The following is a 25,752-nucleotide window of genomic DNA, read 5'->3' as shown; positions in this document are numbered from 1 at the left end:
ATAATTGAAATAGGTAATTAACTTTTATAGAAAGGGGTGATTCAAAATGGCTAAAGTAGAAGGTGTAAAAACTCGGCCTGTAGTAACACCAGGACCTTCGGAAGAGACAAAGATTTCTAAAAAGGCAGGAGATTATCAAGGTCATCCTGTCCGGAAAGCCTCGAACAAAGGAAATGCTGTAGCTACAGAATCTCGCTCAACTAAGACTCAAGAGAGGAAAATTCAAATTCAGAAATCAAGGAATCTTTTTCAAACAATAATCAGTGGGGCTAAGGATTTGGTGAAAAAGGGAGTTAAATCTGTAGAGGATACTGCTAAAAGAGCATATGAAGCTGTAAAAGAAGTAAGTGAGAAGGTTAAAGAAGGATTTGAGACAGCCAGAAAAATAGTTTCACAGAGTGTTCAAGACAGAGAGAAGCAAATACAAACACAAAAAGCTACTGAATCTCAACGGCAAATGGATATTAACAACCTATCTGAGAGAGCCCGTCAGAGTGGTTTATCTGAAACAGAAGCTGCCAAATTGAGGAATAGTATTAGTAGCCTTTCTAAGAATGAACAAGGTAGAGAGATCAAGTTTTTAGAAGGGATTGTTCAATCACCTAATGCCGAAAGGGCGTTAAGGACTTACATAGCTTTGCGTGATCGTGAAATAGATAACCCTTCACGGATTACTCGTGATATTGTCCACACCTTAACCCAAGGCGTATCTGAACCTCGAACTACTGCTACTGCAGGAAGAGAAGGAATTTTAGGCAGAAAGGAGGCTTTAGATGCGGCTGATGCCTTGATTAGAATGCCACAAAGTGAATACCAGCGTGTAACAAACCTTCTTAGCAGGGCAGGGCAACGTGATGATGGAACAATCCCAGCTAACGCTAGTGCTCAAACAGAACGAGTTTTAATTCTCAACGCTGGAGCTGCCCGAAAAGATGAGTTAGGTAGTCCTTCTTTATGGAATAGGATCCGGATGTTGGTAGGTTATCCAAGTACTCATATGCGGGACATTGAGCAGTATGCTGCTCAGATACGTAGTCAGCCAAGGGAAGAGTTAATTCGACGATCTACGGTACTGGATCTGGATGGGGATGTTCAGGCAGAGGCATTGCAGCAGCGTTTTACCCACTCCTGTACCCCCACGGCTCAACAAATGGCCCGAGCTGAAGCAGACCCTATCTATGCTTGGCAACTTCATGAAGAAGCAATTCACAGTTTACAAACTCAGGGAGATATTGCAGATGAACAAAGACAGTTATTAACAGCTCATGGCGGTAGCGCTGTAGCTCGGGATGGTGGAGTAGGAGTTGGTAGAGGGATGTGGCCAGAACGTACACTTAACACCTTCGTTGGCCAATATAGTAACGAAACATATGTACGGAATGACATTGACAATTCTGTTAATTCTCGAAGTAATGCTCTGAACCGAATTGACCCACTCTTACGGGGAGGTACAGATGTTCCTATTGTAGTAGCATGGAATGGTGGTGGCAGTCACTCGATGTTAATCACAGATGTACGTGGCAGTGGGGATAATAGAGAATACTTGGTTTCAGACCCATGGACAGGGAAAACCGATTGGATAAGTAGTCAAAACATTATTAATGGAAATACCGACTTTTTTGCTGGACAGGGTCGGTTGTGGATTACTTATGAATAAATACTAAAAAAGGAAAGAGTGTCATGTTTAGGAAGAAATTAATCCTATGTGTAGGAGGTTTAATATTATTAAGTAGTTGTCGGGAGGAAATGAATAAAATGAAATTAAATGCCCCTGAATGGATAAAAGACACAAATGCTTATAATGAAGTCCAAGCACATCCTGTTCTAACGAGCTCATGGGATAAGATGATACAAATTGCCTTTACTTCAGAGATAACCTTTCAAAAGCGAGTGAGACAAATTGTAATGTGGCATCAGGAAGGATATAACAAAGTCTATAGTCAGAATCCTCTTCCTCCTGGTTCAATAGACCCTTTGGCAGGAGCCGCTTGGGACATACTTGAAGAAATGACTAATCGAGAAGTCGAAAGAATTACTAAAGAAAAACTGCCAAAAGAGCAAAAAAGAGAGAAAATAGCTAAACTTATGACTATGCTTGATAAGGAGATTACTGAGTATGGGGGGCTTATATGGAGAGAGCGTGTTTATAACCGTATCCACAAAAATCTTAAGAAAAAGATAAATCATATGGAGGTGAAATAATATGATTGATTTGAAAGCTGTTCGTCCAGTTGAGTATCTCAAAGAGGGCTTCTTTCTCAACGATGGTTGTACTCTGCGGGAGGGAATTAATGGCTTGTATTCTTTGGCTATGGCATATGAATTCCGTAATAAAAAGGTACATCCTGAAAAATTAAAGAAGCTAACTGATGCCTTACTTGGAATTGTTAAGAAACATGATATTGAATCCTTAAAAAAGGTTGAAAGTGTCATAGAGCCACAAACAAGAAGAGTAATTGAAGATGAATTCCAGAGGATAAAGACAGAGCTACCTTCTTCCCTTTTTAGTGAACTTATTCAGGAATGTACCAGGTGGCTTATTAATTGGAGAAACTTCTTAGCCGTGATTGTACATTTACAACGTATCAATGCTCAATTGGCTCTTCTCATTGGAATCACTGAAGAGAAAATTTAAATAAGGGACGTAGCATTAGACTTTTCCCAGTAAGTAAGAGAAGGAGGCTAAAAAATGATACAAAAAGATTTAATTAATGATCATTTAAAGACCTTTGGTGCGAAAGTCAAAGTGGATGACTTAGCTTTGGATGAGGAGAATTTCTGTGGGATTGTATTTGGCAAGAAGGGAGAAGAGATTCAGATAAATATTGAGGTGATTGAAGAAGAAGATATGGTTTGCTTCCATACTACCCTTTTGGAACTACCAAAGGAGAATCGAGAAGAGATATATCGCCAGCTGCTCTCAGCTCACCTCTTTGGCCTGGAGACCAACGGTGCTTTTTTTGGTGTTAACCCAGAGACAGATGATGTATTACTTTGCTATACCTGGGTTTTAGAACAGATGGAATATCAAGATTTTGAGGCTATGCTGGAGAATCTCTTTGCTGCTACAAAGTATTGGATTAGTGAATTAAAAGGTGGTGGTGAAGAAACTAAACTATCACCTGTCCAGAGACCAAGTGGGATAATTAGAGTGTAACCGTTCACCGCAGAGACACAGAGACGCAGAGAAAAAATTAAAAACTATTTACCACTTGCAGAATTCCATCACGGATTTTCATCAGAGCAAGCTTTTGAAAACCGACATATCATGATTGATTAACAAATTTGGTTTTGAGGTCATATGTAGGACAATGATTACCTCAATAATCTTTTCTGTTGTCTGATTTATTTCAATCTCTTCTCTGTTCCTCTGCGTCTCTGCGGTGAATTACTATCTGAACGGTTACATTAGAGTTTAACAACAGGTTACGGTTGGGAGTATACCCTTGTAGGGCAGGCTGTAGAGGCAGAAAAGACCTCGCAGACAGGCAGGTATGGAGATTAAATTAGTGTGACCGATCGCTCAGGATATTCATCCCGTCTTTATGTATCAAGCGAGTCTGGCAACAATCAGGATACATATCCCAAATCAAAGCTGCGTTCAGAATACATATCCTGAACAATCAGTTTGCTAACTCCAGAAAGGAAAATCCTGTACTATAGATTTATAAGGTATCCTTAATGGGTTAATTGGGGTCAAACCTAAAAAGGAGAGAAATTTCTATGGCTAATAGCGAGACAGGAGAAAAAACAGAAGAGGCTACACCGAAAAGGATTCGGGAGGCAAGGAAGAAAGGGCAGGTAGCTAAAAGTCAAGACCTGACTTCCATGGCTTTATTTGTAGCTGCCTTTGCTGTTTTGAGTATGTCCATTAATTACATCTCCCAAAACTTACAAGGATTTATGCAAAACTCATTTGTCTATGCCAATAGAATTCCTTCTTTGGTAAATAAAGAGGTAGTCAATCATCTGCTCTTAGATGCTATAACTGTGATGGGGAAGGTGTTAATGCCGTTTTTGGCTGTTGTTTTTGCTATGGCGGTAGTGGTGAATTTTTCCCAGGTAGGTCCACTATTGACAGGACATCCTTTGATGCCACAACTGACCAAACTAAATCCTATAACTGGCTTTAAACAGAAATTTTTTTCTGCCAAAACCTATATTGAATTAGCTAAAACATTAATCAAGTTAATAATTGTAAGTATTTTAATTTATTTGATTATAAAAGGTGCGTTGCGCCTTATCGTTTTGAGTATTGGGGTACCTTTATGGCGAACAGTAGAATTAGTAGAGGCACTGATTTACAAAATAGTAGTTCAAGTAAGTATTGCCTTTATTGTTATTGCGGTAGCGGATTTCTTTTATCAACGCTATCAGTATAAAAAGGGATTACGAATGAGTAAATACGAAGTAAAAAAAGAATATAAAGAAGAAGAAGGAGATCCTACTCATAAGGCAGCACGACAAAGATTACATCGAGAGATATCTTTTCAGGATATGATTCAAGCAGTCAAAAAAGCAGATGTAATTATTATAAATCCACACCAGATAGCGGTAGCTATTCAATATGACCAAAATAATATGAATGCCCCTCAGGTAATATCTAAAGGAGAAAGGCTGATTGCTGAGAAGATTAAAGAGATTGCTAAAGAATATAAAATCCCTATTGTCCAAAATATTCCTTTAGCTCATAGCTTAATGGAATTAGAGATAGGAGAAGAAATCCCTGAGGAGCTTTATGAAGCGGTAGCTGAGGTGTTGAATTTTGTCTATAAACTGGTGAAGGAAAAAGAAGGGGTATAACTTTACCCTCAATCTTATTTTTCAGGAGGAAGAAAATGAAAAAATTAACTAAAACTAAATTCATTCAAGGAGGTATCGTGATGATAATATTATTATCTAATTTAGACCTTTGGGCACAATCTTCTCAAAATCCACTCATTGGCAAATGGGTTTCAAAAAGTGACTCTGTAACTATTACCTATACCTTTACCGAGAATACCTTTTTGGGGGTGAGAGAGAAAAATTTGGGGGAATTCGGAACACAAACTACCTCAGTTGAAGGTACTTATCTTATTGAAGGCCCTCAGGTTGTTTTGACCTCATCAGATGGACAACAGAGAAGATATAACTTTTCTCTCAAGGGAGATATACTGAATTTAGGTGGCACAAACTATGTCAGACAATCAGTCGCACCAAAAGAATCAGTTGTACCAAAAGGAAAGAAGAAGCTTCCTCCCCAGGATTCTATTCCTCCCTCAATGCAAAAAAGTCAGGTGGTATTAGTTGCGCCTGATGGTATTATTCAGCTTCCCTGCCCTAATAGGTGGAAACCTGTTACCAAACAGGAAGTGGATGTGATATTTGGAAGTGGGATGATTATAAAACAATATCTCGTTACAGATAAAGGGGATAATCTTTATGTTAAGATAGATACTGATATTGTGGGAGACAACGAAAAGAGAGAAGCAGTGAGAAAATTAACCCCTCCCCATCAACCAATTAAAACAGGAAAGATGAATCGTAATGGCTACTCAGGTAATTTTGCCCTCTATCGCTTACAAAATGAATATGATAAAATAGAAATTTCCAAGATTATAGCTCTTGAGATAAAAGATAGAGGCATAGTTCTTGTTTCTAAAATTAGTATTAAAGATACCGAGGAGGTAATTAACCAATATAGTGAGAGCATCGATTCTATTTTGGACCAGGTTAATTTCTCCTTATCTCCTGACCCAGATCTGGCTAAAATGCTTATTGGAACCTGGAGAGGTGAAGGGGGTATGCATATAGATACACCAGGAGTTGGTTCAGTAGGGTGGGGAGGAGAATTTATTTGCACCTTTAGGCCGGATGGAAGATACTATAAAAAGAGTAGTAGCGGCGTTAGCGGAACAACTGAAGATTCTACTGAAATCGAAACGGGAAGGTTTGTAGGTACTAATGAAGGAGAGGAAACAGGATTGTATTCACTGATAGGAAAAATGCTGATTTTACGAACAAAAGAAGGGAAAATTACAGCCAATAGGATTATTACCTTTGAGAAAGAAGAGACTACTGCCTTTATGATTGGCAAGGTCTTATTTAAAAAATAAATAACATTGTAACAGGTCGAATCGTTTTGCCAATATATTTGTAACCAAGGATTAGCAACTTTTGATAGTTTTTGCCGATAATAGATATGAAAATTAAAAATCGGGCTCGCGGGTTTAGAAGGAGGTGAGTTTTTTTACAAAGCCAAGTAGAGCCAAAAAACAAAAAGGAGGTAAAATTAAAATGTTAGGAGGTATTGTAGACAAACTAGGAGTAGGAAATGTTATTAACACAACAATCGATCGCTTGCTTCCGGGAAAATTAGGAGATATTGCGGGAGATATTGCGGGAACAATGGTGGATCTTCAGACAGGGAATGTTTTGGGTGGCATAAACAATTTAAAGGATACCTTCCAAAAGCTGACCAATTTAATGGATATGCCCCTGACAGATTTCCTTGGAGGGCGAAGAATGCCAATTGCTTCGCCATCTTCCTTTCTACCTATAGGCGAGAATTTAGCTGAACCTCATGGACGATTAAGGGTAGAAGGAAATACCATCTATACACCTGGCGGATACAAGATTGAAAACTTAGGTAACACCAACTGGAGGATTACCTCTCCTAATGGAAAGACAACCCTGATTCATGGAGACCCTCATGTCAGCGAATCAGATGGTGGTAGATGGGACTGGGACGCTAAGACGATGTCTTTTACCTTACCGGATGGAACCAAGATAACCGCAAATGCCACTGCGGCAACAGGTGTAACTACTGACTTCCATGTCTATTATGGAAATCAGCGGGTTTCTGCAACCGGTGTTGATACAGGCAATCCCAGGGTAAGTAATGTTAACTATGATGCTTATGCCCATGATGCCAGGATGGATGATGGTTCCAGGGTATTTCTGGGTGGTGATGGTGATGATTGGTTTAAAGAATCCGCAGGAGGTAGAGAGATAGTTGGTGGTGGAGGCTATAGTGCCCTTAAGTTAGGAAGAGAATTCTGGGGAAATGGTGGATTCAATATAGCAGAGTCAATGCTTAATGACGAAAGAAGAAGAAAGGTGCAAGAGGCCGCAGCCAGACTTGCTGCCGGGGGTAACATTGAGGATGTAATAATGAGTATTATGAGTGGGTTACTGGACGATGCTGAAAAGGACCTACGAAGTGCAGTAGGAGGGTTAGGTAAGGATCCTTCACAAAAAGAGCTTATGGAGCTTCAATTAAAAATGCAGAAGTTTCAGAGATTGTATGATATGTTTAGCAATATGATGAAGACTTTCCATGAAACTCAAATGACAACTGTCCGGGCACTTAAGGCATAAAGATCATTATGCCATCGGGCATGAGTTGAAAAACATTTTTTAACGACCACATAGCAAATAACTGTGCGGGAATTCCTTGCCAGTTATTTGCTTTATATTCCCAAAGGAGGTTAATAATAATGGCAGAAGAAGTTAAAACCAGTCCAATAAATCTTGAATCACTGGGTGAATTCATCCGTGGAGAGATTACCCTTCAGGAATTACACCAAATACATGGGGATGATTTGATGGATCTGGCCAGGGCAGGGGAGATGCTATTTGCTCAAGGGCAATTAGACCAGGCACAGATAGCCTTTGAAGGATTAACCGCTTTAAATCCTCATATTGGCCACTTTCATACTGCTCTTGGCTGTATCTATTTTAGACAACAGAAAAAGGATGAAGCCCTAACAGAGTATAGCTTAGCCATTGAGAAGAATCCAAATGATATTGATGCTTATGCTAATCGTGGGGAGCTACGATTAACTAATGGTGATATTGAAGGTGCATTAAATGACCTTAATCAGGCAATTTCCCTTGACCCTCAACAGGATGTCTCTAAAAAGAACCCGGTAGCTATGCGAGCGTTAACCTTAGCTATGGCTCTTAAAGAAACTATTACCCAACAAAGTGCTAACCAATAGTAAAGAAGGGTAATGTTGATGAGTTTGTAGAGTGAGGGGAGCAAAGCGAAAAAATCTTGCTCCCCTCCTTTAAAATTTTGTAAGCGTTCAGGTGGTGTAACAAAAGGAGATGTGGAGATTAAGGAGATAGGGAGATATTATTAAAAAAATTGAAATTAATAGAAACTAATAGAAATTTATGGAAATTTGTTGTTTTCCACAATCAATTTCTACCTATTTCTATAAATTTCAATCTATTTCTATTATCTTATCTCCATATCACTCTTATCTCCTTATCCCCTTTCTTACACTTTTGATATATAGCCTGAACGGTTACAAAATTTTTTTATCAAGTTACCAAGGGTATAGTTTCGTGATTTTTATCCCCGCAGAGTTCGCAGAGAAGATAAAGAGAAATGATTAGATATCCCTGAGAAAAGTTGGTCATCGGCGATTGGTATCATAAGACTGATTATTTCTTTAGTCTGACTCGTTCGGATTAAGATTCAGAGGAGAAAAACAATTTTTATTAACTCAACCTCATGAGGTAAAAGGTAAAAAATTCCATCATGATTTTTGTCTAAACTGGAAAGTAAATCATTTTGCCTGCTAAAATCTTTCTCTGTGTTCGGAGCCTGTCCCAATGTATAGGGGGATACCTCTGTGGTTAGATTATACCAAAATCCACGAAAGTCCAGTACCAGACGATGAGGGCTATTTTTCAAGATAGCCCCCACTTCACGGATGCTTTACGTTCTCCAGGTGATTTTAACTTGACTTTTGCTTCTTTTTAAGTTAAAATATATTAAGAGTAACGAAAGTAGCGAAGAAGGGCGTCAGTTATTTTGGGGGATAAACACAAGATTCAAGGTTTAAGGCTTCAAGGGTTTAAAAGTTGAACCTAAAACCTTGAACTTTAAAACCTTTAAATCTTATTTTCAAAGGAATCACCCACTCCACTGAGATATTACTTAGCAGAGTCGAAGGGAAAAAGAGGCTATGTTTAATAAAATAAATCTATCCGCGGATAAGTTTTCTCTAACAAATATCAAAAATCTTTTATTAGAAGGGGATATAGTTGGTATTCTAACTCGATACAGTGATATTCTCTTAGCTTTTTTAGTGACAAGTATTATTGGGTTGCTCATTATTCCAATTCATCCTCGAATAATGGATATTTTACTCACCTTAAATATTACTATTGCTGTGACCATTCTCCTGGTAGCTATCTACTTACAGAGCCCTATTAAGTTAAGCGTCTTCCCCAGTATCCTTTTGATAACCACACTATTTCGTTTAGGTCTAAATGTTTCCAGTACCAGATTAATTCTGCTTTATGCTTATGCAGGAGAAGTAATTAATGCCTTTGGTAATTTTGTGGTAGCGGGTAATTATGTAGTTGGTGCAGTGATTTTTCTCATCATTACCATTATTCAATTCATAGTTATTTCTAAGGGGTCTGAACGGGTAGCTGAGGTAGCGGCTAGATTTTCCTTAGATGCTATGCCTGGTAAGCAGATGAGTATTGATGCCGATATGAGGGCTGGGGTTATTAATGTCACTGAAGCCAAACACCTAAGAAATGAATTAGCCAGAGAATCCCAATTCTATGGCTCTATGGATGGAGCAATGAAGTTTGTTAAGGGAGATGCAATTGCGGGAATTATTATTGCTATTATCAATATTATTGGTGGCTTAACCATAGGAACACTTCAGATGGGTATGGACCTCACCGAAGCCCTTGAGACATTTACTATTCTTACTATTGGTGATGGATTAGTCAGTCAAATCCCGGCTCTCATTATTTCTATCTCTGCCGGGATGGTGGTGACCCGCGTGGCTTCAGAAGAGGTTACCTCTAATTTAGGTAAAGATATTGGGATGCAAATATTAACTCAACCTAAACCCATGGCTATTGTGGCGGCATTACTTTTCGGATTTGCCATTATTCCAGGACTGCCTTTTTTCCCCTTCTTTCTTCTTTCTCTTGTGACCGCAGCCATTGCCCTGGGGCTTTTTAAAACTAATAAGATACAAGCAGAGAAAATGAAATTAGAAAAACAGCTAAAACCTGCTCAAGTAGAAGAACAAAAAGGCGGTTTTCTTCCTGTGAGTCCATTGGTTTTAGAAGTAAGCGAATCTTTAACCCCCTTAGTAGATAGTCAAAGTGATGGAGGAATTTTCTTGAATGAAACAATTCCTAAAATGCGAGAGATTTTATTCTACGAGACAGGGGTTCAATTCCCACCCATAAGAATAAGGGGTGGAAACACAAATTTAGCCCCTGAGATGTATGTCATAAAAATTAATGAGGTCCCTTTAATTACTGGTCGTATGAGACCAGGAATGTGTTTAGTTAATGAAGAAAGTGCTACCCTTAAATTGTTGAATATTCCCGCTGATGAGACGATAAATCCTGCTGATGGTTCTTCTGTTTGCTGGATTTCAGAAGAGCAAAAAGAGATAGTTAGAAAAGCAGGATATAAGGTTTGGGAAACAACAGAAATAATGGTTTTACACTTAAACGGTGTTCTGCGTCGATACAGTTACGAGTTTTTAGGTCTTCAGGAGGTAAAAACTATCCTTGAAAACACCGAGAAGGTTTATCCTGCAGTAGTAGAAACGGTCGTCCCTAAGATAATAAATTTACTCCAACTAACAGATATTTTGCAACGCTTACTCCAGGAAGATATTTCTATCCGTGATATGAGAACTATCTTACAATCCATCGCAGAATGGGGAGCAGTAGAAAAGGATACAGTAATGTTAACCGAATATGTTCGTCAGGGCTTAAAAAGATACATCACTCATAAATATACCGCAGGTAAAGAAATACTCTTTGTCTATCTTTTAGATCCTCAAATAGAAGAGATGGTTTCTAATGCTATTCAACATACGCCCTCAGGTAATTACTTAGCCCTTGTTCCTGAAATTACTTATGAGATCTTAGATGCGATAAAAAAGGAAATTCAAAACCTCCCAGCCACGGCTCAAAAACCAGTTATTCTTACCAGTCAAGAGATCAGACGCTATGTCCGTAAATTAGTAGAGATACAATTCCCTCATTTAGCGGTTTTATCGTATCAAGAACTGACACCTGAAATTACTATTCAACCACTAGGTAGAATAAAGATCAAATAGAGTAGCACCTCATATTTCCTTCAAAAAGAAACCTTCATCTTATTTGAAAAATAATCGAAAAAAGATAATAGAAAAGATAATACCACCAGTAAGAAAAATTATTGCTGTGACTAAAAAAGTTATCTCCAGAGGTGAAAGTTTTCGTGATAGTAATATTTCCTTACTGCCTGGAGGAGGTGTTACTATTTTGGGTTCAGGCAGTTTATCTTTCTCTGTTTCAGACGGTTTCTCTTTCTCATCTTCTTTATCTGGATAATGTGGCTTTATTGGAGGTAGGACACTTTCTCGGGGATTACAGTAGACTAATTGCGTCGATAGACCAAGAGTAATATAGTCCCTATCTTTTAGGTGATAATACTTCTCAGGTGTTAGAGGTTCATTATTAAGTGTCGTTCCATTTTTACTATTCAGGTCAACTATAGTTGCTTCACCACCCCAGTCTAAGGAAATCTTAGCATGGTGTCGAGAAACAGTGGCATCTGTAAGAACCAGGTGACATTTTAAATCACGTCCAATCAATAATTCCTCTGAATTTTCTGTGAAGGAAAAAGATTTATCTTTATCTGGCCCATTTAAAACTCTAATAGTTATGTGTCCCCTTTTAGGTAAAATAGACAAGATATCTTTAATAGATATATCTTTATTACTATTACTATTACTCTCTGGAGGGGTAGAGTCAAAATCTTCTATCTTGACCTGAAGTTCAAAATCTCCAATTGTAATCACATCATCACTCAAAAGAGGAATATCCTGGTTAGGGAGGATCATTCTCTGATTTAGGATAGTACCAATAAAACTGCCCTGGTCTTTTAGATAAAATTCATTGCCCCCCTTATCAATAATTATAGCATGATTTCGAGAAACATTTTTGCTGGGCAAAACCACATTATTAGACTCTTCTCGTCCCAAAGTGATAGGCAGGGATGAAAAATCAAGGGTTTTTGGTGGTTGCGTTGGTTGCGATAAAGATTTAATTACAATTCTAACTCTCATCTTTGCCTCTCTATGGAAAGCGTTTTTTCTCTCTTAGCTAATTCAATTTGTTGGTAAGCGTCACTATTTTTAGGCTCAATCCTCAAAACCGCTTCAAATTTACTTATCGCCTCATCATATAATTTATGCTTCAGACATAACTTACCTATTTGATAATATGCCTGGGAATGATTAGGGTTAATTTGAAGCAATTTTTTATACTCTTCTAATGCCTCCGTATCCTTTTGTTGGGCTTCATAGAGAAGTCCTAAGTTGAAATAAGCCATTTCATATTGAGGCTCAATCTCCAGGGCTACCTTAAATCTCATTTCTGCTTTCTCATAGAGTCCATTTTTCAGGTAGATAAGCCCGATAGCATTATGAGCCTGTAAATAATTACAATTAATCTCTATGGCTTTCATCAGCATCTCTATAGCTTGTTCGTTTAATTCTCTCTTAGAATAAATCATCCCAAGATTATAATATGCCTCTGGATAGTTAGAATTAAGAGAAATAGCCTTTTTAAAATCATGGATGGCTTTCTCATCCATGTTTTTGTGAAAATATACTATGCCTCTATTATTATATAATTCCGCCCAAGAGGGATTAATCTTAATGGCTAATATAAAAGTATTCAGCGCTCGATCTAACCAGCCTTTCTTTAGATAACTTAAGCCAAGGTTATTGTAAGCTTGCACAAAATTCTTCTGGAGTTCAATAGCTATTTCAAACTCTTTAATTGCTTCATCATAACGGTTTTGTTCTAAATAAGATACCCCTATATCATTATGGTGTTGAGCTAATGTAGAAGAGGTTAACCTTTTTGGGGTTCCACTACAGCCAATAAGTAACATCCCATAGATAAATAGAATAAAGTAAGTTTTAAACAGTTTTAAATGCCTCATTTTTTTCTTTCCTCCTTTTTTACAGTAAGAAAACATTTTTTGACCACAAAAATGTAGGGATACTGTTACAATATATTATAACATTTATGGTATGATATTGCAAGAAAAAAAATTCAACCTGCAAAAAAAACTTCTTGACATTTTATCTCTCGTTATGGTAAAATATATTTATCATCCCCTTCCATTGTAGATATTAAGGGGGAAATTAGGATGGAGTGAAATTTCTATGAGTAATCCAGAAGCTATAGATTTTACCAAAGTTAATAGTGAAGATAAAAAAATGTTATTTAAATTAGGAACCCTGGAAATTACTGAAAAGCTTGGTGAAGGAGGAATGGGAACGGTCTATAAAGCAGTTAAAAAAGAGTTAGGTGGAGTTCCACGAGCAGTTAAAGTTTTGTCAGGAAAATATTATCAACAGGAAGAGATTGTAGAAAGGTTTAAAAGGGAAGCAAAGATATTAGCTAACCTTCAACATCCTAATATTGTCACTATCCATAATATCAATATTCAAAATCCCCCTTATTATATTGAAATGGAATATATTGATGGATTTAATCTCAAGGAGATAAAAAGCAAAGTTGAAAAAATTCCCTTTCTAATGATTCTTATTATCGCAGATGAGGTTTGCAATGCATTAATTGAGGCTCACGAAGGCACTGGAACATCTCCAAATAACAGACCAATTATCCATAGAGACATAAAACCCAGTAATATTATGATTGCCAAAACAGGTAGAATAATTCTAACAGATTTTGGTATTGCAAAGATTTGTGCAGAAGATAAAAATGCTCTCTTAACTTCTGTGGGCACAAGTATAGGGACATATGAATATATGTCGCCTGAACAACGGGAAGGTGGATATTGTATAGATCCACGAACTGATATCTATTCCTTAGGGATAGTTATGTATGAAATGCTTACGGGAAAAAGACATTATCAAGAAAAAGTAGAATTACCCCGGGACAAAAAGATGAATAAATTAAAGATGATTATTGATAAAGCTATCAAAGAAGACCCTAAAGATAGATATCAAAGTGTAAGCGAGATGCATGAAGATATCAAAGATTTACTTTTCAAGTCTCGGATAAAAGATAAAACAGAAGAAGTGCTTAAGTTTTTATCCCAGAGGGGAATGATAGAACCAAGAAAGAAAACAGGGATTTTGGAATCAGAGTGGAAAAGGAAGAAAATCCATAAAGGAATAATGGTTATTGCTTTTGTGGTCGTCATCCTTGTGTTATTTGTTTTTTATTTTTATTTCTTCCCTCATAAAAGCTCTATAATTATCAATTCTGATATTCCGGGGATTGAAGTAACTATAGATGGAAAGAAATTACCACCAACCTCACAAGAATATATTAAACTCGATGGGATATCTAAGGGTAAACATATAATTGAAGTAAGATTGACTACTAAAAAAGTGGATAGTGTCAAAGTGGAGATAGAAATTGATGAACCTCAGGAGTTAGTAGAGGTAGAGTTCCTTCCAAAGATTATCAATAAACAATAATGGATGGAATAAAGATATGAAAATCAAGGTAATTAGAATGGTAAAAAAAGGAGGGTCGGTCATGGAAATTAAAAGGGTTATTTTAATGATGGCTTTACTGGGATTTTCTTTTGGACAACTCATTAGCTTGAGTGGTTGTGGACCTATAAAGGTTACTGGTAAAGTGATAGATATTGAAACAGGAAAACAAACACCTCTAAAAGGGATAGAAGTAAAAATAATAGTCGAAGGAGAAGACACACCTATTGCTACAACAATTACTAATGAGATTGGAGAATTTACATTTCAAAACTTAAAGTTAGAAGAAGAGAAAAGATATAACTTAATATGTGAGGGACCCACCTTTGATAAAAGGGAGATAAGAATTAACCCAACAGAACAAGAGCCTATTACTATTGTTGTTACGCTTAATTATGCAATTGAAGGAAGAATTACTACCTTTACCACAGAACCAATTCCTCAAGCAACGGTATTTCTTCTTACAGAAGATAAAAAGGAAGTTGCTCGTCGTTCATCAGATTCTAACGGGAAGTTCTCCTTTTCTAACTTTAAGTATAATAAAGTCAATTTGAGAGTTGAATGTCAAAATTATATCCCTTGTGAATCCGAAGATGTAATTACCCTGCAGAGGGGAGCAAAAATGGAATTAGAGAATGATATTCAATTGGAAAAGATTCTTACCCCTACTTATGAGATTGGAACAATCACTGTTAATAAAATAAAGGTAAAAGTTCCTCCAGTTATTCATTAGGTGTAAAGAAGGGAAAAATGGGAAAGTAGGGAGAAAAAGAAAGTTAGGAGGTATATCAAATTGAAAATCGTAAGAATATTTTTGATAGGTATTTTAATCATAGGAATTATGTCTCTGCTTTTAAGAGGATATTATAAACAGCCTCCTTTATCCGTTAGTATTGATAGAGAAATTACTAACAAAAATGAGATAACAGTTTCGGGGACAACTGATAATAAAAGTCTGGTAAAGATATATGTATCTTTTAAAGATAAAGGAATTTTAACTTCCTTTGCAAAACCAGATTCTAAAACTGGATCTTTTGAGAAAAAGTTGATGTTGGTAAATAAAGACTCGTTACTTACTACTCCTCAACTTCAGGCTGATGAAGGAACATATACTATTGAATTCTGTGCTAAAAATCCTATGGGAAGAAAAACCACAATGGTAAGAGATGTAATAGTTGACAAAACTCCTCCTATGTTAACAATTTTACAGCCACCTACTGAAATATATAAAATAGAAGATAGAAGTATAGAAATAGCAGGAAAGACAGAACCCAAATCAAAGGTGGAAGTCTTTATCCATGAAAATATAAAAGAGATACCAATTGATTCTGATGGAAAATTTAGCATTACGGTTTTCCTTACAGAAAAAGATAATGAAATTACAATAAAAGCCTCTGATAGTGTAGAAAATTCTACCAGTACACAATTGATGATAGAAGCTATTTCTAAGGTGGATGAAGAAGAGAAGAAGGCGCTCTCTGCGATTTCAGAGGCTCAAAGGGCTATTGGAAAAGCTAAGAAATCTGAAGCAGGAAGATATGCTCCAGAACAATTGAGGGATGCAGAAGATTTCCTGAATAAGGCAGAAAAAACTTATCAAGATAAAAACTACTCCCAGGCATTAATCATGGCTAATGAATCAGCAAGGAAAGCAAAGGAATCAGAAGAAAAAGCATATTTAGTTAATCGAGTGGTAACATCTATCTCAAACGCTAATGCATTAATTAGGAAGGCAGAGGATAGTGGAGCAGAAAAATATGCTCCTGCTATGTTAAAGGACGCAAAAAATCTGTTGGCTCAAACAGAAAAAGCTTTAGATGAGAAAAATTATTCCCAGGCTTTAAATCTTGCCAATAGAGCCTTAGAAAAGGCAAGAGAGGCTAAAGAAAAGGCAAAAGAGGAGGCTGAACAAGAGGCAAAGAGAAAGGCGGTTGAAAGTGCTATTTCAATGGCAAATGAAGCCATTAAAGCCGCAAAGAAGGCTGAAGCAGAAAAATATGCTCCTGCTATGTTAAGTGAGGCAAAAAAGCTACTTGCTCAAGCAAAAGAAGCCCTAAATGTTAGAAATTATTCTGACTCTTTAGGATTTGCCAATAGAGCTTCAGAAAAGGCAAGAGAGGCTAAAGAAGAATCTTATCAAAAGGCAAAAGAGGAGGCTGAACAAGAGGTAAAGAGAAAGGAGGCTGAAAGTGCTATTTCAATGGCAAATGAAGCCATTGAAGCCGCAGAGAAGGCTGAAGCAGAAAAATATGCCCCTGCTATGTTAAGTGAGGCAAAAAAGCTACTTGCTCAAGCAAAAGAAGCCCTAAATGTTAGAAATTATTCTGACTCTTTAGGATTTGCCAATAGAGCCTCAGAAAAGGCAAGAGAGGCTAAAGAAGAATCTTATCAAAAGGCAAAAGAGGAGGCTGAACAAGAGGTAAAGAGAAAGGAGGCTGAAAGTGCTATTTCAATGGCAAATAAAGCCATTGAAGCCGCAGAGAAGGCTGAAGCAGAAAAATATGCCCCTGCTATGTTAAAGGACGCAAAAAATCTGTTGGCTCAGGCAGAAAAAGCTTTAGATGAGAAAAATTATTCCCGGGCTTTAAATCTTGCCAATGGAGCCTCAGAAAAGGCAAGAGAGGCTGAAGAGAAGAAAAAGGGTGAAGAAAAAAAGACGGATGTTGAAAGTGCTAAAGAACCTATCAAAGAGGTGGTTAAAAAACCAGAGGAGAAAAAACCAGAGGAGAAAAAGGAAGTATTCTCAGGGACGCCTTTTCAGCAGGCCCTCACCTACAGGGATAACAAAAACTATTCTAAGGCAGTGGAGATATTTAGCCAAATAAAGCCCAATGAACCAAATTACCTTGAGGCAGAATGGAATATTGCCATTTTGTATGTGATTTATCTTGAAAGAATAGATGAGGCAGTGGATATATTAGATAAAATTTGGAGACTAAATAATAAAGCTGAAAACGCTTTTATTTCATTTTATAAAGGAATTGCTTATTATAAAAAGGCAGAAAATATACCTAAACTAAGAAAAAAAGAAGCTATAGAAGAATTCAATAAAGCTATCAATTACTTAGAAGATGCATATCGTCTAAGACGGCAGTTTAGTACGGTGACAATTAAAGGAGTCCCATTTCAAATACCATCAAAAAATATTCAGGATATCAAGTATTATATAGCTTTATCATATTATAATATGAACGATAAGAATAAGGCCATAGATGCATTTAGAGAGTATCTTAATTATGATTATAAAGACCCAGAAGATGCTAATCAAGCTGAAAAAATACTCAATACTCTAATAATAAGATGATGCTCAAATTTTGTAACCGTTCAGGCTATATATCAAAAGTGTCCGAAAGGGGATAAGGAGATAAGAGTGATATGGAGATAAGATAATAGAAATAGATTGAAATTTATAGAAATAGGTAGAAATTGATTGTGGAAAACAACAAATTTCCATAAATTTCTATTAGTTTCTATTAATTTCAATTTTTTTAATAATATCTCCCTATCTCCTTAATCTCCACATCTCCTTTTGTTACACCACCTGAACGCTTACCAAATTTTAGTATGATTCAAAAATGGGTGAAGGATGAGCGGTTTTTCATTCTATGGTTTTACCTTGCCATAGAGAAAAAGGAGGAGTTAACTTATGGGAATGCTAAAAAAGGTGATATTAATCCTATTTATTTTGAGTAAGATAAATCTTTCTTTGGCAGATGAGGAGATAAATGTTTATTTTCCATGGGATAAGGAAAATAAAAGATTAGCAATAGAAAAACTCCTACATTCAAAACCTTATGATGATGTTAACCCCAGATGGTCTCTTGATGGGAAGATGATAGCCTTTGAGAGAATTTCAAGAGAAGGAAATTCATTTCAACAGATATGCTACTTCGATGTAACTGACTATGATATATTACCTATTGTAGAGTTAAAGGAAAAGACAAAATTTGTCTTAGGTGAAGAGATGTCAGGTAAAACTAAAGAAGGTAAAGACCTTTATGCCAGTTATTTTTGTTGGAAGCCTTTGAGTAGGGAAAAGAAGGAATATGAATTTTTAGATAAAGCAATGAGGGAGTTAGAAGAAGCCAAAAAGAAGGCAATAAAACTCGGAATAAAAAGAGATGAATTAGATAAGATAGACCAGTATATATATGAAGCCGAGGATTACAAAAGAAGAAAGGCTTATGATACGAGTTTAAACTTTGTAAAGAAAGCACTAACTATACTTAATCTCTCAATTCAACAGTTTGTCTTTAGCAAAGATTTTAATTTGTATAAAGGAATTATTATAGGTAATTCTAAAGAAATTTTTCCTTTGGTAACATTAGAAAATATAACCAATACTTATCCTGATTGGTCTAAAAAAGATGAGATAGTATTTGTCTCTGGACTGACTGGTAATGGTGATATTTATTTATTACCCCAGGATGCTTCTCAGGATAAAATGAAAAGATTAACAGATAATAAAGAAATAGATTTATACCCTCAATGGTCACCTGATGGGACAAAAATTGTTTATTCTACTTATAAACAAGGGAATATGGATCTCTATATTCTTGCAGAACTTGACAAACCTAAACCTTCTCATACTCAACTCACTAATTTACCAACATTTGAAGTTTTTCCCACCTGGTCTAAAAATGGAGAAAAAATAGCTTTCTATGGAGTAAGAACTCAAAGTGCAGAACCTATTGCCGATTTGTATGTAATAAATTCTGATGGAAGTAGTCCTCCTCGAAAAGTTGCTGAGCGAGTACTCCGGACTGAAAAATATGGTCCTACCTGGCTACCTTCTAAATTTGGAAATAAAATAATCTATATCTCACAATTTAGAGATAATATCTTCATTATAGATGTGGATACTGGCAGAAAATGCCGACTAAAGATTGATGATAAAGTAATAAGTGATATTGATTGTATCTATTATAAAGGTAAGAAAGAAGAAACCTTATTAATTGTATATTCTGCCCAGTATAAAAATGGTCGGATGCGAATTTTTATCAAAGGAATTAAGCCTGAAGATATACCAAAGGAATAAAATATATATGTCCAAAAGATATATGTATAAAAATAGGATATGTTTAATTATATTATTACTTTGCTGTAGTATTTCAATAATCTCGTGTGCAAAAAGAAAAAGTAAAGCTGATGAAATATTCTCTTATTATCAACAAGCAAAAGAGGCTTTCTTTGAACAAAGTGATTTTGAAAAGGCAGACACTTTATTAAAGAATGTCCTTAAACTGAACCCTAAATTTAAAGCTGATTATTTCAACTTTATGCTTGGTTATATCTATGAGTCGAAACATCTTTATAATGAGGCGATTGCTCACTACTCTAAGGAACTTGAAACTAATAAAAGAAAAGAAGTTAAAGATAAAGAGATTTATCAATTTTCCTTGCTTTACTTAGCAAGGACATATTTCGAAGCAGGACTACTATACAAGAAATTTTTTAATTTGGCTGTTAATTCACAAATTAATTATTATAATACAAAGTTGCTTCTAAGAAAAGAAGTTATCACTACCCAAAGTCTAAAGTTAAAACCAGAAAATATCAATCATCTACTATACTTCAGAGGACTTTGTTATTATCTGCGTGGAGATTTGAATGAAGCGGTTAGTGACTTGAGGAAGGTGGATATTAAATCTACTCTTTATTTGAAGGCACTAATAAAATTAGGTGCTTGCTATTACAAGTTGGGAAAGATTAAAGAGGCTGAGCAAACATGGAAGGAAGTATATTCTTACTCGAAAGACCCTATTATTCTGAATGAACTGGGATATACTTATGCTGAATTAGGCATAAAAGAGAGGTTTAATCAAACACAAGAATGGGCTAACCAGGTCCCATTGGAAAAAGGGAGAAAATCTCTTTGTTTAATACACTTTAAAAATAATAAAATAGACAAAGCACTTGAATTACTAAAGGAAATTCAACTTGAAATCCCTGACTTAGTAGAAGAAAGAGGAGCATACATAAGTAGAGACTCAAATAGGAAGGTCAAGTATATTACCAACTTCTATAACCCGGCTATGTTAAATCATAAAGCAGACATTTATTTTACCATGGCTATCAAATACTATAAGAATTACCTAGAGTTAGCTAAAAATAAAGATTTAATATATCATCAAATAGGGTTATCTCAATTTCATTCTAATCAGCTAAAAGATGCTATCTTGACTTTTAGCCAACTTATAAATGATGCTACCGATACAAAAATCAAAGCTATGAGCCAAATTAACTTAGGAACTTGTTATTATTTAGATGATAGAAAAGAAAAGGCTTTTAGTATTTGGGATAATCTCTACCGAAATAGTGTGAGAGACCATGAAATGTTAAGTCAGATTGGGGTTACCTATGCCAGGTTGAAAATAAGGTTAGAAGATGCCCTTAGCCTTTGTGAAATTCCTGAAGCAAGGATTCCAGGAGAGCTATCATGGAATCTTGGAATTGTTTATTTTCAGAAGGGATTAAATGAGTCAAAGATAGAATATTTTTCAGAGTCTATTGGGTATTTAGAAAAAAATCATACGCAGAAAGGTGGCTATACCCTGGAAATAGACGACCCTTCGTTATTATTGGATTTAGCAAGCGCCTATTACAATCGAAGATTATTTCGGACAGCAACCTCTATCATCTTTTCCTTTAGACAGTATTATCCTGAAGTTGACCAAATATTTAATCCATTTCAGGTAGTATCAGAACTCAAAGGGATGGAAGGTATAAACTGGAAAATAAACTGGAAAGAAATAGGTCTATGATTGATTACCAAAATTTTGAGTGTAAGGAGGAATTTAAGTTATGAATAGAAAATTAAATTTAGTTAAAGTAGTTACATATATCTTTGTGTTATTGTTACCTTATGAGGTTTTTGGGCTACCAATGAGATATGCAGAATATGCCATGCCTGAATCTCTTAATCCACTAAATATACAAGATGCAATTTCCCTTAGACTTTCAAGCCTACTTTATAATAGTTTAGTAGGTTTTGATATCAATATGAACCCATCTGCTGATTTATTAGATACTCTTACTCCTCAAAGAATTGATAGCAGAAGATATAACTTTACATTACGCAAGAATGTAGTTTGGCATGATAATATCCCCTTAACTGCTGAGGATGTAGAGTTTACTTTTAGAATGATTACTAATCCTCAGACAGAGACAAACTTAAAATGGCTAAATGGACTATTTAGTGATGTCCAGGCCATTGGTTCCCATACTATTCAATTTACCCTTAAAACAGAAATACCTGAAGAATTATTTTTAGGAAGGATGTTTTTTAATATTATCCCTAAACACATATTTGAGCCAACAACAGAATTTATATCTGATGAGGAGGCATTTGGAAAAACAAAGGTTATAGGAACAGGACCATACTATTTTTATAGCAGAGGAACTGATAAAAAAATAAGACTTAAATGGAATGAGTCTTATTTTAAAGGATTTAGAAAACTAAATAAGAATTTGGGTGATGAAAGGATAGATGAAATAATCATGATGCATGTTGATGATCCACTTGCAGCCAAAGATATGTTGATTAATGGTGGAATTTACCTTTTGCCAGAAGTCCGACCGAGTGAGTGGGAAGAGATTGAGAAATCCGCTCAGCAGACTGGCTGTAAATTAATAAAACATAGCTCTCGCAGCTTTGCATTTTTTGCCTATAACTGTAATCATAAATTCCTTAAAGATAAACTTGTAAGACAAGCGTTAACTTATGCAATTGATATTGAAGCGATGATAAAAAATGTGTATGGAGAAAAAGTCCCTATTGACCAAATTATGTATAGTCCACACCCGCGTGAGGAAAGTAATCCAGATATTGAACCAAGAAAATATAATGTCGAGCAGGCAAAAAAACTATTAGCAAAAGCAGGTTTTATTTATGATGAAAAAGATAAGGTGCTGAAGAAAAATGGGGAACCATTTATAGTAAGTTTAAAGGCATATGTTACTAATGAGAAGGCATTTAGTAGAATTTGTGATATGTATCAAACACGCCTATCAGATATTGGAGTAAAGATAATGATAGGAAACGAAGAAAGAGTATATTATATGGAGATGAAAAAGTGGATAAATGAGGTAGTAAGAGATAAAAACTTTGATATTGCCTTTGGCAGATGGAATTTTCATCCAGAGGCGGAGATTGTAGAAGAAATTTTTTCTCCATCTGAAATGCGAAAAGGAGGCAATAACTTTGTTTCATATAGGAATTCTGATTTAGAAAAACTGATTATTGAAAATGAAACCCTTTCGGATCCAGAAGCAAGATTAAAAAATAAACATGAGATGGATAGAATCATCTATGATGACTGCCCTTATACTTTTTTATTCCCATTACCTGCCTATGCAGGAGTTAGAACAAATGAACTAAAAGGAGTTGATATTCATCCTTATCATTTCTTTACCTATATAACTAATTGGTATATTAGAGAATAAAGGTTACTTTCAATGAGGTTTTTCATTACTTTAATTAGAGAAATAGCCAGGTCTATTTTTAGCCTTTTTATAGCCAGCTTATGTGTGTTTTTATTAATCTATTTTTCACCAGGAGGTGGTTATGACTATTATAGTGCCCATAGTAAAAATAGTTCATGGAATCTTCATTACTTCAATTGGGTAAAGAAAATAGTTGTTAGGCATGATTTTGGTAAGACAAAAGGAGGAGGGGAAGAGGTACTTCCACAGATTTTATATGGAATTAAAAACTCTATCTTTCTTATTTCTATTGCTTTATTAACTTCAATTTTATGCACCGCTATTTTTTTGTTATTATCTAATAGATTTAGACAACCTTTTTTATCCGGAATAGGTAAATTTATCATTTATGCCTTTTCTGGAATCCCTATTTTTATCTTTAGCTATGTTATTTTGAAACTCTCTCATACTAAACTATACCCTTATGGTAATGAACCAGAATTGTTTCACTATCTAGTGCCAGGTGTAATACTTGGTATCTTTGAAGGAACATTGAATGAAATGGTTAGGCATTCAAAAGAAGAGATTATAGCTATTAAGAGAGAACCTTATATCCTTATGGCTATAGCTAAAGGAGCGAAGGTATGGAAACATTTAAAATATAGCCTTATTATTCTTATATCGCGAGTAATATCTTCACATTTAGTAATTCTAATCAGTGGCACAGTTATTGTTGAGCAGATGTTTGGATTACCTGGAATTGGGTCGCTAACCTGGGATTCTGCTAAAAATAGAGATACTAATTTACTTCTGGGAATACTCATTATAGTAATATCGGGAGTTATTTTGCTCAACTTTACTAATAAATTAATCCAGGTAGTATTAGACCCACGTCTACGGAAGATATAGGAGAATATTGTGGATTCATTAATAAAGAAGATAATATGGAAAGAAATAAAAATATGCCCGTCGCTATACTTAAATATTTTATTGTTCCTGATAATTATAGTTGCAGTGATTATCTCCTATTTAATTGAACCTAATCCAGGGAAAGAACTTTCTCCTCCTACCTGGGAGCATATTTTTGGGACCGATGATTCTGGGGAAGATATTTTTTTACGAACTATAGTCGCCATCCGTAGATATTTCTTCCCTGGTTTATTAGCTGTTGGTATCGTTACTTTATTAGGAGGGATAATTCTTGGTGTAGGCTCAAGTAGTATCTGGTCAGAAGTATTCATAGGTAAAGTAGGTATTTCCCTTACATCCTCTATTATGGATGTTCTTGAATCTTTTCCTAAGTATATTACTATTCTCCTGATAATAACTTTTTTGGATCCACCACAATTTCGTGATATTGTAATTGTTTTAGGAGTCCTTAATTCGGCTAAATTAGGTAGGCTTGTGAAGTTAAAGATTGAATCTTTACAGAAAAACTACTTTATTGAAGCAAATGAAGCTTTAGGATTAGGAAAGTTTGATATAGTGTTTCGACATATATTATTCTACAATTGCCTTCCTATCTTTATTATTCAAGCCTCCTTGCAGATGGCTGAAGTGATTATGATAGAAATAGGCGTGAATTATTTAGCCTCTACTAGTCCTTGGGGCTACTACCCTTTTGGAAAAAATTATTTTGGTGCTATTTTAGTCGATGCCAGGGATAAGTTTGAAGCTTGGTGGTTCACTTTCTTCCCTGTAATAATGGTGGTTACTAATATCCTTGTCTTTTATGGATTGGCAGATAGTATTAACAGAAGGATTAAACTTCATCAACATGTTGGATTGGAATAGTAAAAAGGTAAGGAATGGATAAATGGAAATGCCTTTACTTGAGATTAAAAATCTCACAACTTATTATAAAAAATCTTCTTTACCAGTGGTTGATAATGTAACTTTTGATATCAGGCAAGGAGAGGTAGTAGCTTTGTTTGGCGAGTCTGGGAGTGGAAAGACACAAATTGCTTATTCTATCATGGGGCTAATTCATCATTTACAAGGGATTATAAACGGTGAAATATGGTTTAAGGGAGAAAATCTGCTTGATGGATTAAATAGATATAGGGATTTTGGTAAATGGATAAAGAAATCTGGATATGAGGAGAAAATGAGACAAATTAGAGGAAGAGAAATTTCTCTGATTATGCAAGGGGCAAGAAGTGCACTTAATCCTTTCCAAAAAATAAGAACACAGGTTGAAGAAGTTTATCTTATAAATGATGAAAGACACCAAAGACATAAAAAAACAGATGAGATTTTTAAAAAACTACATCTCTACGGAAAGGCAGAAGAATACCCTCATCACCTGAGTGGTGGGATGTGTCAACGAGCAATTATTTCTATGGCAATAGCGGCAAATCCTACTATTCTTATTGCTGATGAGCCAACTACGGGAATTGACCCCCCTTTAATGATTAAGATTATAGAATTACTTAAAGAGTTTTTAAATGAAAATGGTAATAAGAGGGCACTCTTTTTCATCTCTCATGACCTTAAGGCGGTAGAAAAATTAGCTGATAGAGTTATAGTCATATATGCAGGTGAAATAGTAGAAAAAGGAAAAAAGGAGATATTAACAGATAAAATAGATAAACATCCTTATACAAAAATGCTTATTGAAGCTCATAAAAGTTCAAAAAAAGAATATTTTACTAAACAACCAATTTTAGACCAGGTTACGAAAGGATGTAAATTTTATAATAAATGTAGTGTTAAAAACGGGTTATGTCTGACGGGAAAACCAGAATTATATTCAATTGATACTGAATTAGAACATGAGGTTAGATGTTTTAATTACAGTTAAAAAAAGGAGAGAGGT

Annotated in this window: 23 protein-coding genes; 20 read left to right on the top strand and 3 right to left on the bottom strand. The window is 35.5% G+C overall.

All coding sequences use genetic code 11. The features are described from left to right. Nucleotides 1-46: 46 nt before the first annotated feature. The 10 genes from AB1414_00260 (at nucleotide 47) to sctV (ending at nucleotide 11,102) form a co-directional block, all read left to right on the top strand. Nucleotides 47-1,657, top strand: coding sequence for a hypothetical protein (locus AB1414_00260; protein MEW6605868.1), 1,611 nt, complete (start codon nucleotides 47-49; stop codon nucleotides 1,655-1,657). Nucleotides 1,658-1,746: 89 nt separating this feature from the next. After that, nucleotides 1,747-2,202: a hypothetical protein gene (locus AB1414_00255; protein MEW6605867.1), complete on the top strand. Its 456-nt coding sequence runs from the start codon at nucleotides 1,747-1,749 to the stop codon at nucleotides 2,200-2,202. 1 nt (nucleotide 2,203) lies between these two features. Continuing rightward, complete coding sequence (locus AB1414_00250; GenBank protein ID MEW6605866.1) at nucleotides 2,204-2,635, top strand: hypothetical protein; 432 nt, start codon at nucleotides 2,204-2,206, stop codon at nucleotides 2,633-2,635. A 54-nt stretch (nucleotides 2,636-2,689) separates the two neighbouring features. Continuing rightward, complete coding sequence (locus tag AB1414_00245) at nucleotides 2,690-3,157, top strand: type III secretion system chaperone (protein MEW6605865.1); 468 nt, start codon at nucleotides 2,690-2,692, stop codon at nucleotides 3,155-3,157. 566 nt (nucleotides 3,158-3,723) lie between these two features. Next, nucleotides 3,724-4,803: an EscU/YscU/HrcU family type III secretion system export apparatus switch protein gene (locus tag AB1414_00240; protein ID MEW6605864.1), complete on the top strand. Its 1,080-nt coding sequence runs from the start codon at nucleotides 3,724-3,726 to the stop codon at nucleotides 4,801-4,803. A 35-nt stretch (nucleotides 4,804-4,838) separates the two neighbouring features. Next, complete coding sequence (locus tag AB1414_00235; protein MEW6605863.1) at nucleotides 4,839-6,095, top strand: hypothetical protein; 1,257 nt, start codon at nucleotides 4,839-4,841, stop codon at nucleotides 6,093-6,095. 181 nt (nucleotides 6,096-6,276) lie between these two features. Continuing rightward, nucleotides 6,277-7,359, top strand: coding sequence for a DUF1521 domain-containing protein (locus tag AB1414_00230; GenBank protein ID MEW6605862.1), 1,083 nt, complete (start codon nucleotides 6,277-6,279; stop codon nucleotides 7,357-7,359). A 119-nt stretch (nucleotides 7,360-7,478) separates the two neighbouring features. Continuing rightward, a complete protein-coding gene (locus AB1414_00225) occupies nucleotides 7,479-7,982 on the top strand; it encodes a tetratricopeptide repeat protein (protein MEW6605861.1) in 504 nt (167 codons plus the stop codon). 178 nt (nucleotides 7,983-8,160) lie between these two features. Beyond that, complete coding sequence (locus AB1414_00220) at nucleotides 8,161-8,385, top strand: hypothetical protein (protein MEW6605860.1); 225 nt, start codon at nucleotides 8,161-8,163, stop codon at nucleotides 8,383-8,385. Nucleotides 8,386-8,960: 575 nt separating this feature from the next. Next, a complete protein-coding gene (gene sctV / locus AB1414_00215) occupies nucleotides 8,961-11,102 on the top strand; it encodes a type III secretion system export apparatus subunit SctV (GenBank protein MEW6605859.1) in 2,142 nt (713 codons plus the stop codon). 39 nt (nucleotides 11,103-11,141) lie between these two features. On the opposite strand, the gene AB1414_00210 is transcribed toward sctV, so the two are convergent. Both AB1414_00210 and AB1414_00205 read right to left on the bottom strand, forming a co-directional pair. Then, nucleotides 11,142-12,095, bottom strand: a complete 954-nt coding sequence (locus tag AB1414_00210) for an FHA domain-containing protein (protein MEW6605858.1) — start codon at nucleotides 12,093-12,095, stop codon at nucleotides 11,142-11,144. Then, complete coding sequence (locus AB1414_00205) at nucleotides 12,092-12,979, bottom strand: tetratricopeptide repeat protein (GenBank protein ID MEW6605857.1); 888 nt, start codon at nucleotides 12,977-12,979, stop codon at nucleotides 12,092-12,094. The genes AB1414_00210 and AB1414_00205 overlap by 4 nt, the downstream gene beginning before the upstream one ends. A 226-nt stretch (nucleotides 12,980-13,205) precedes the next feature. Here AB1414_00205 and AB1414_00200 point away from each other — a divergent pair, with 226 nt between their 5' ends. The 3 genes from AB1414_00200 (at nucleotide 13,206) to AB1414_00190 (ending at nucleotide 17,814) form a co-directional block, all read left to right on the top strand. Beyond that, complete coding sequence (locus tag AB1414_00200) at nucleotides 13,206-14,492, top strand: serine/threonine-protein kinase (protein MEW6605856.1); 1,287 nt, start codon at nucleotides 13,206-13,208, stop codon at nucleotides 14,490-14,492. A 61-nt stretch (nucleotides 14,493-14,553) separates the two neighbouring features. After that, complete coding sequence (locus tag AB1414_00195; GenBank protein ID MEW6605855.1) at nucleotides 14,554-15,243, top strand: carboxypeptidase-like regulatory domain-containing protein; 690 nt, start codon at nucleotides 14,554-14,556, stop codon at nucleotides 15,241-15,243. A gap of 60 nt (nucleotides 15,244-15,303) precedes the next feature. Then, the gene (locus AB1414_00190) at nucleotides 15,304-17,814 is read left to right on the top strand and encodes a DUF4398 domain-containing protein (GenBank protein MEW6605854.1); all 2,511 of its coding nucleotides are present in this window, start codon (nucleotides 15,304-15,306) and stop codon (nucleotides 17,812-17,814) included. Nucleotides 17,815-17,817: 3 nt separating this feature from the next. Here the strand turns inward: AB1414_00190 and AB1414_00185 are convergent, their stop codons facing one another. Further along, on the bottom strand, nucleotides 17,818-17,964 hold the full coding sequence (locus AB1414_00185; GenBank protein ID MEW6605853.1) for a hypothetical protein: 147 nt from the start codon (nucleotides 17,962-17,964) through the stop codon (nucleotides 17,818-17,820). A 110-nt stretch (nucleotides 17,965-18,074) separates the two neighbouring features. Here AB1414_00185 and AB1414_00180 point away from each other — a divergent pair, with 110 nt between their 5' ends. From AB1414_00180 to AB1414_00150, 7 genes are read left to right on the top strand one after another with little or no spacing between them, the layout of a single operon-like run. Continuing rightward, complete coding sequence (locus AB1414_00180; GenBank protein MEW6605852.1) at nucleotides 18,075-18,203, top strand: hypothetical protein; 129 nt, start codon at nucleotides 18,075-18,077, stop codon at nucleotides 18,201-18,203. After that, nucleotides 18,157-19,548 (top strand): hypothetical protein, encoded by a 1,392-nt coding sequence (locus tag AB1414_00175; protein ID MEW6605851.1) that lies wholly within the window; start codon nucleotides 18,157-18,159, stop codon nucleotides 19,546-19,548. Before AB1414_00180 ends, AB1414_00175 begins: the two co-directional genes overlap by 47 nt. A gap of 7 nt (nucleotides 19,549-19,555) precedes the next feature. Then, nucleotides 19,556-21,274, top strand: a complete 1,719-nt coding sequence (locus AB1414_00170; GenBank protein MEW6605850.1) for a tetratricopeptide repeat protein — start codon at nucleotides 19,556-19,558, stop codon at nucleotides 21,272-21,274. A 40-nt stretch (nucleotides 21,275-21,314) separates the two neighbouring features. Continuing rightward, nucleotides 21,315-22,955, top strand: a complete 1,641-nt coding sequence (locus tag AB1414_00165; GenBank protein MEW6605849.1) for an ABC transporter substrate-binding protein — start codon at nucleotides 21,315-21,317, stop codon at nucleotides 22,953-22,955. Between the two features lie 12 nt (nucleotides 22,956-22,967). Further along, entirely contained in the window at nucleotides 22,968-23,843 is an 876-nt protein-coding gene (locus AB1414_00160; protein ID MEW6605848.1) for an ABC transporter permease, read from the top strand. A 9-nt stretch (nucleotides 23,844-23,852) separates the two neighbouring features. Then, on the top strand, nucleotides 23,853-24,728 hold the full coding sequence (locus AB1414_00155; protein ID MEW6605847.1) for an ABC transporter permease subunit: 876 nt from the start codon (nucleotides 23,853-23,855) through the stop codon (nucleotides 24,726-24,728). Between the two features lie 22 nt (nucleotides 24,729-24,750). Further along, nucleotides 24,751-25,737: an ABC transporter ATP-binding protein gene (locus AB1414_00150; GenBank protein ID MEW6605846.1), complete on the top strand. Its 987-nt coding sequence runs from the start codon at nucleotides 24,751-24,753 to the stop codon at nucleotides 25,735-25,737. Nucleotides 25,738-25,752: the final 15 nt, after the last annotated feature.

It is taken from the genome of bacterium, assembly GCA_040755795.1.
Classification (GTDB): domain Bacteria; phylum UBA9089; class CG2-30-40-21; order CG2-30-40-21; family SBAY01; genus JBFLXS01.
The sequence above is the reverse complement of the archived record's forward strand: the minus strand, read 5'-3'. Positions and strand labels throughout refer to the sequence as shown.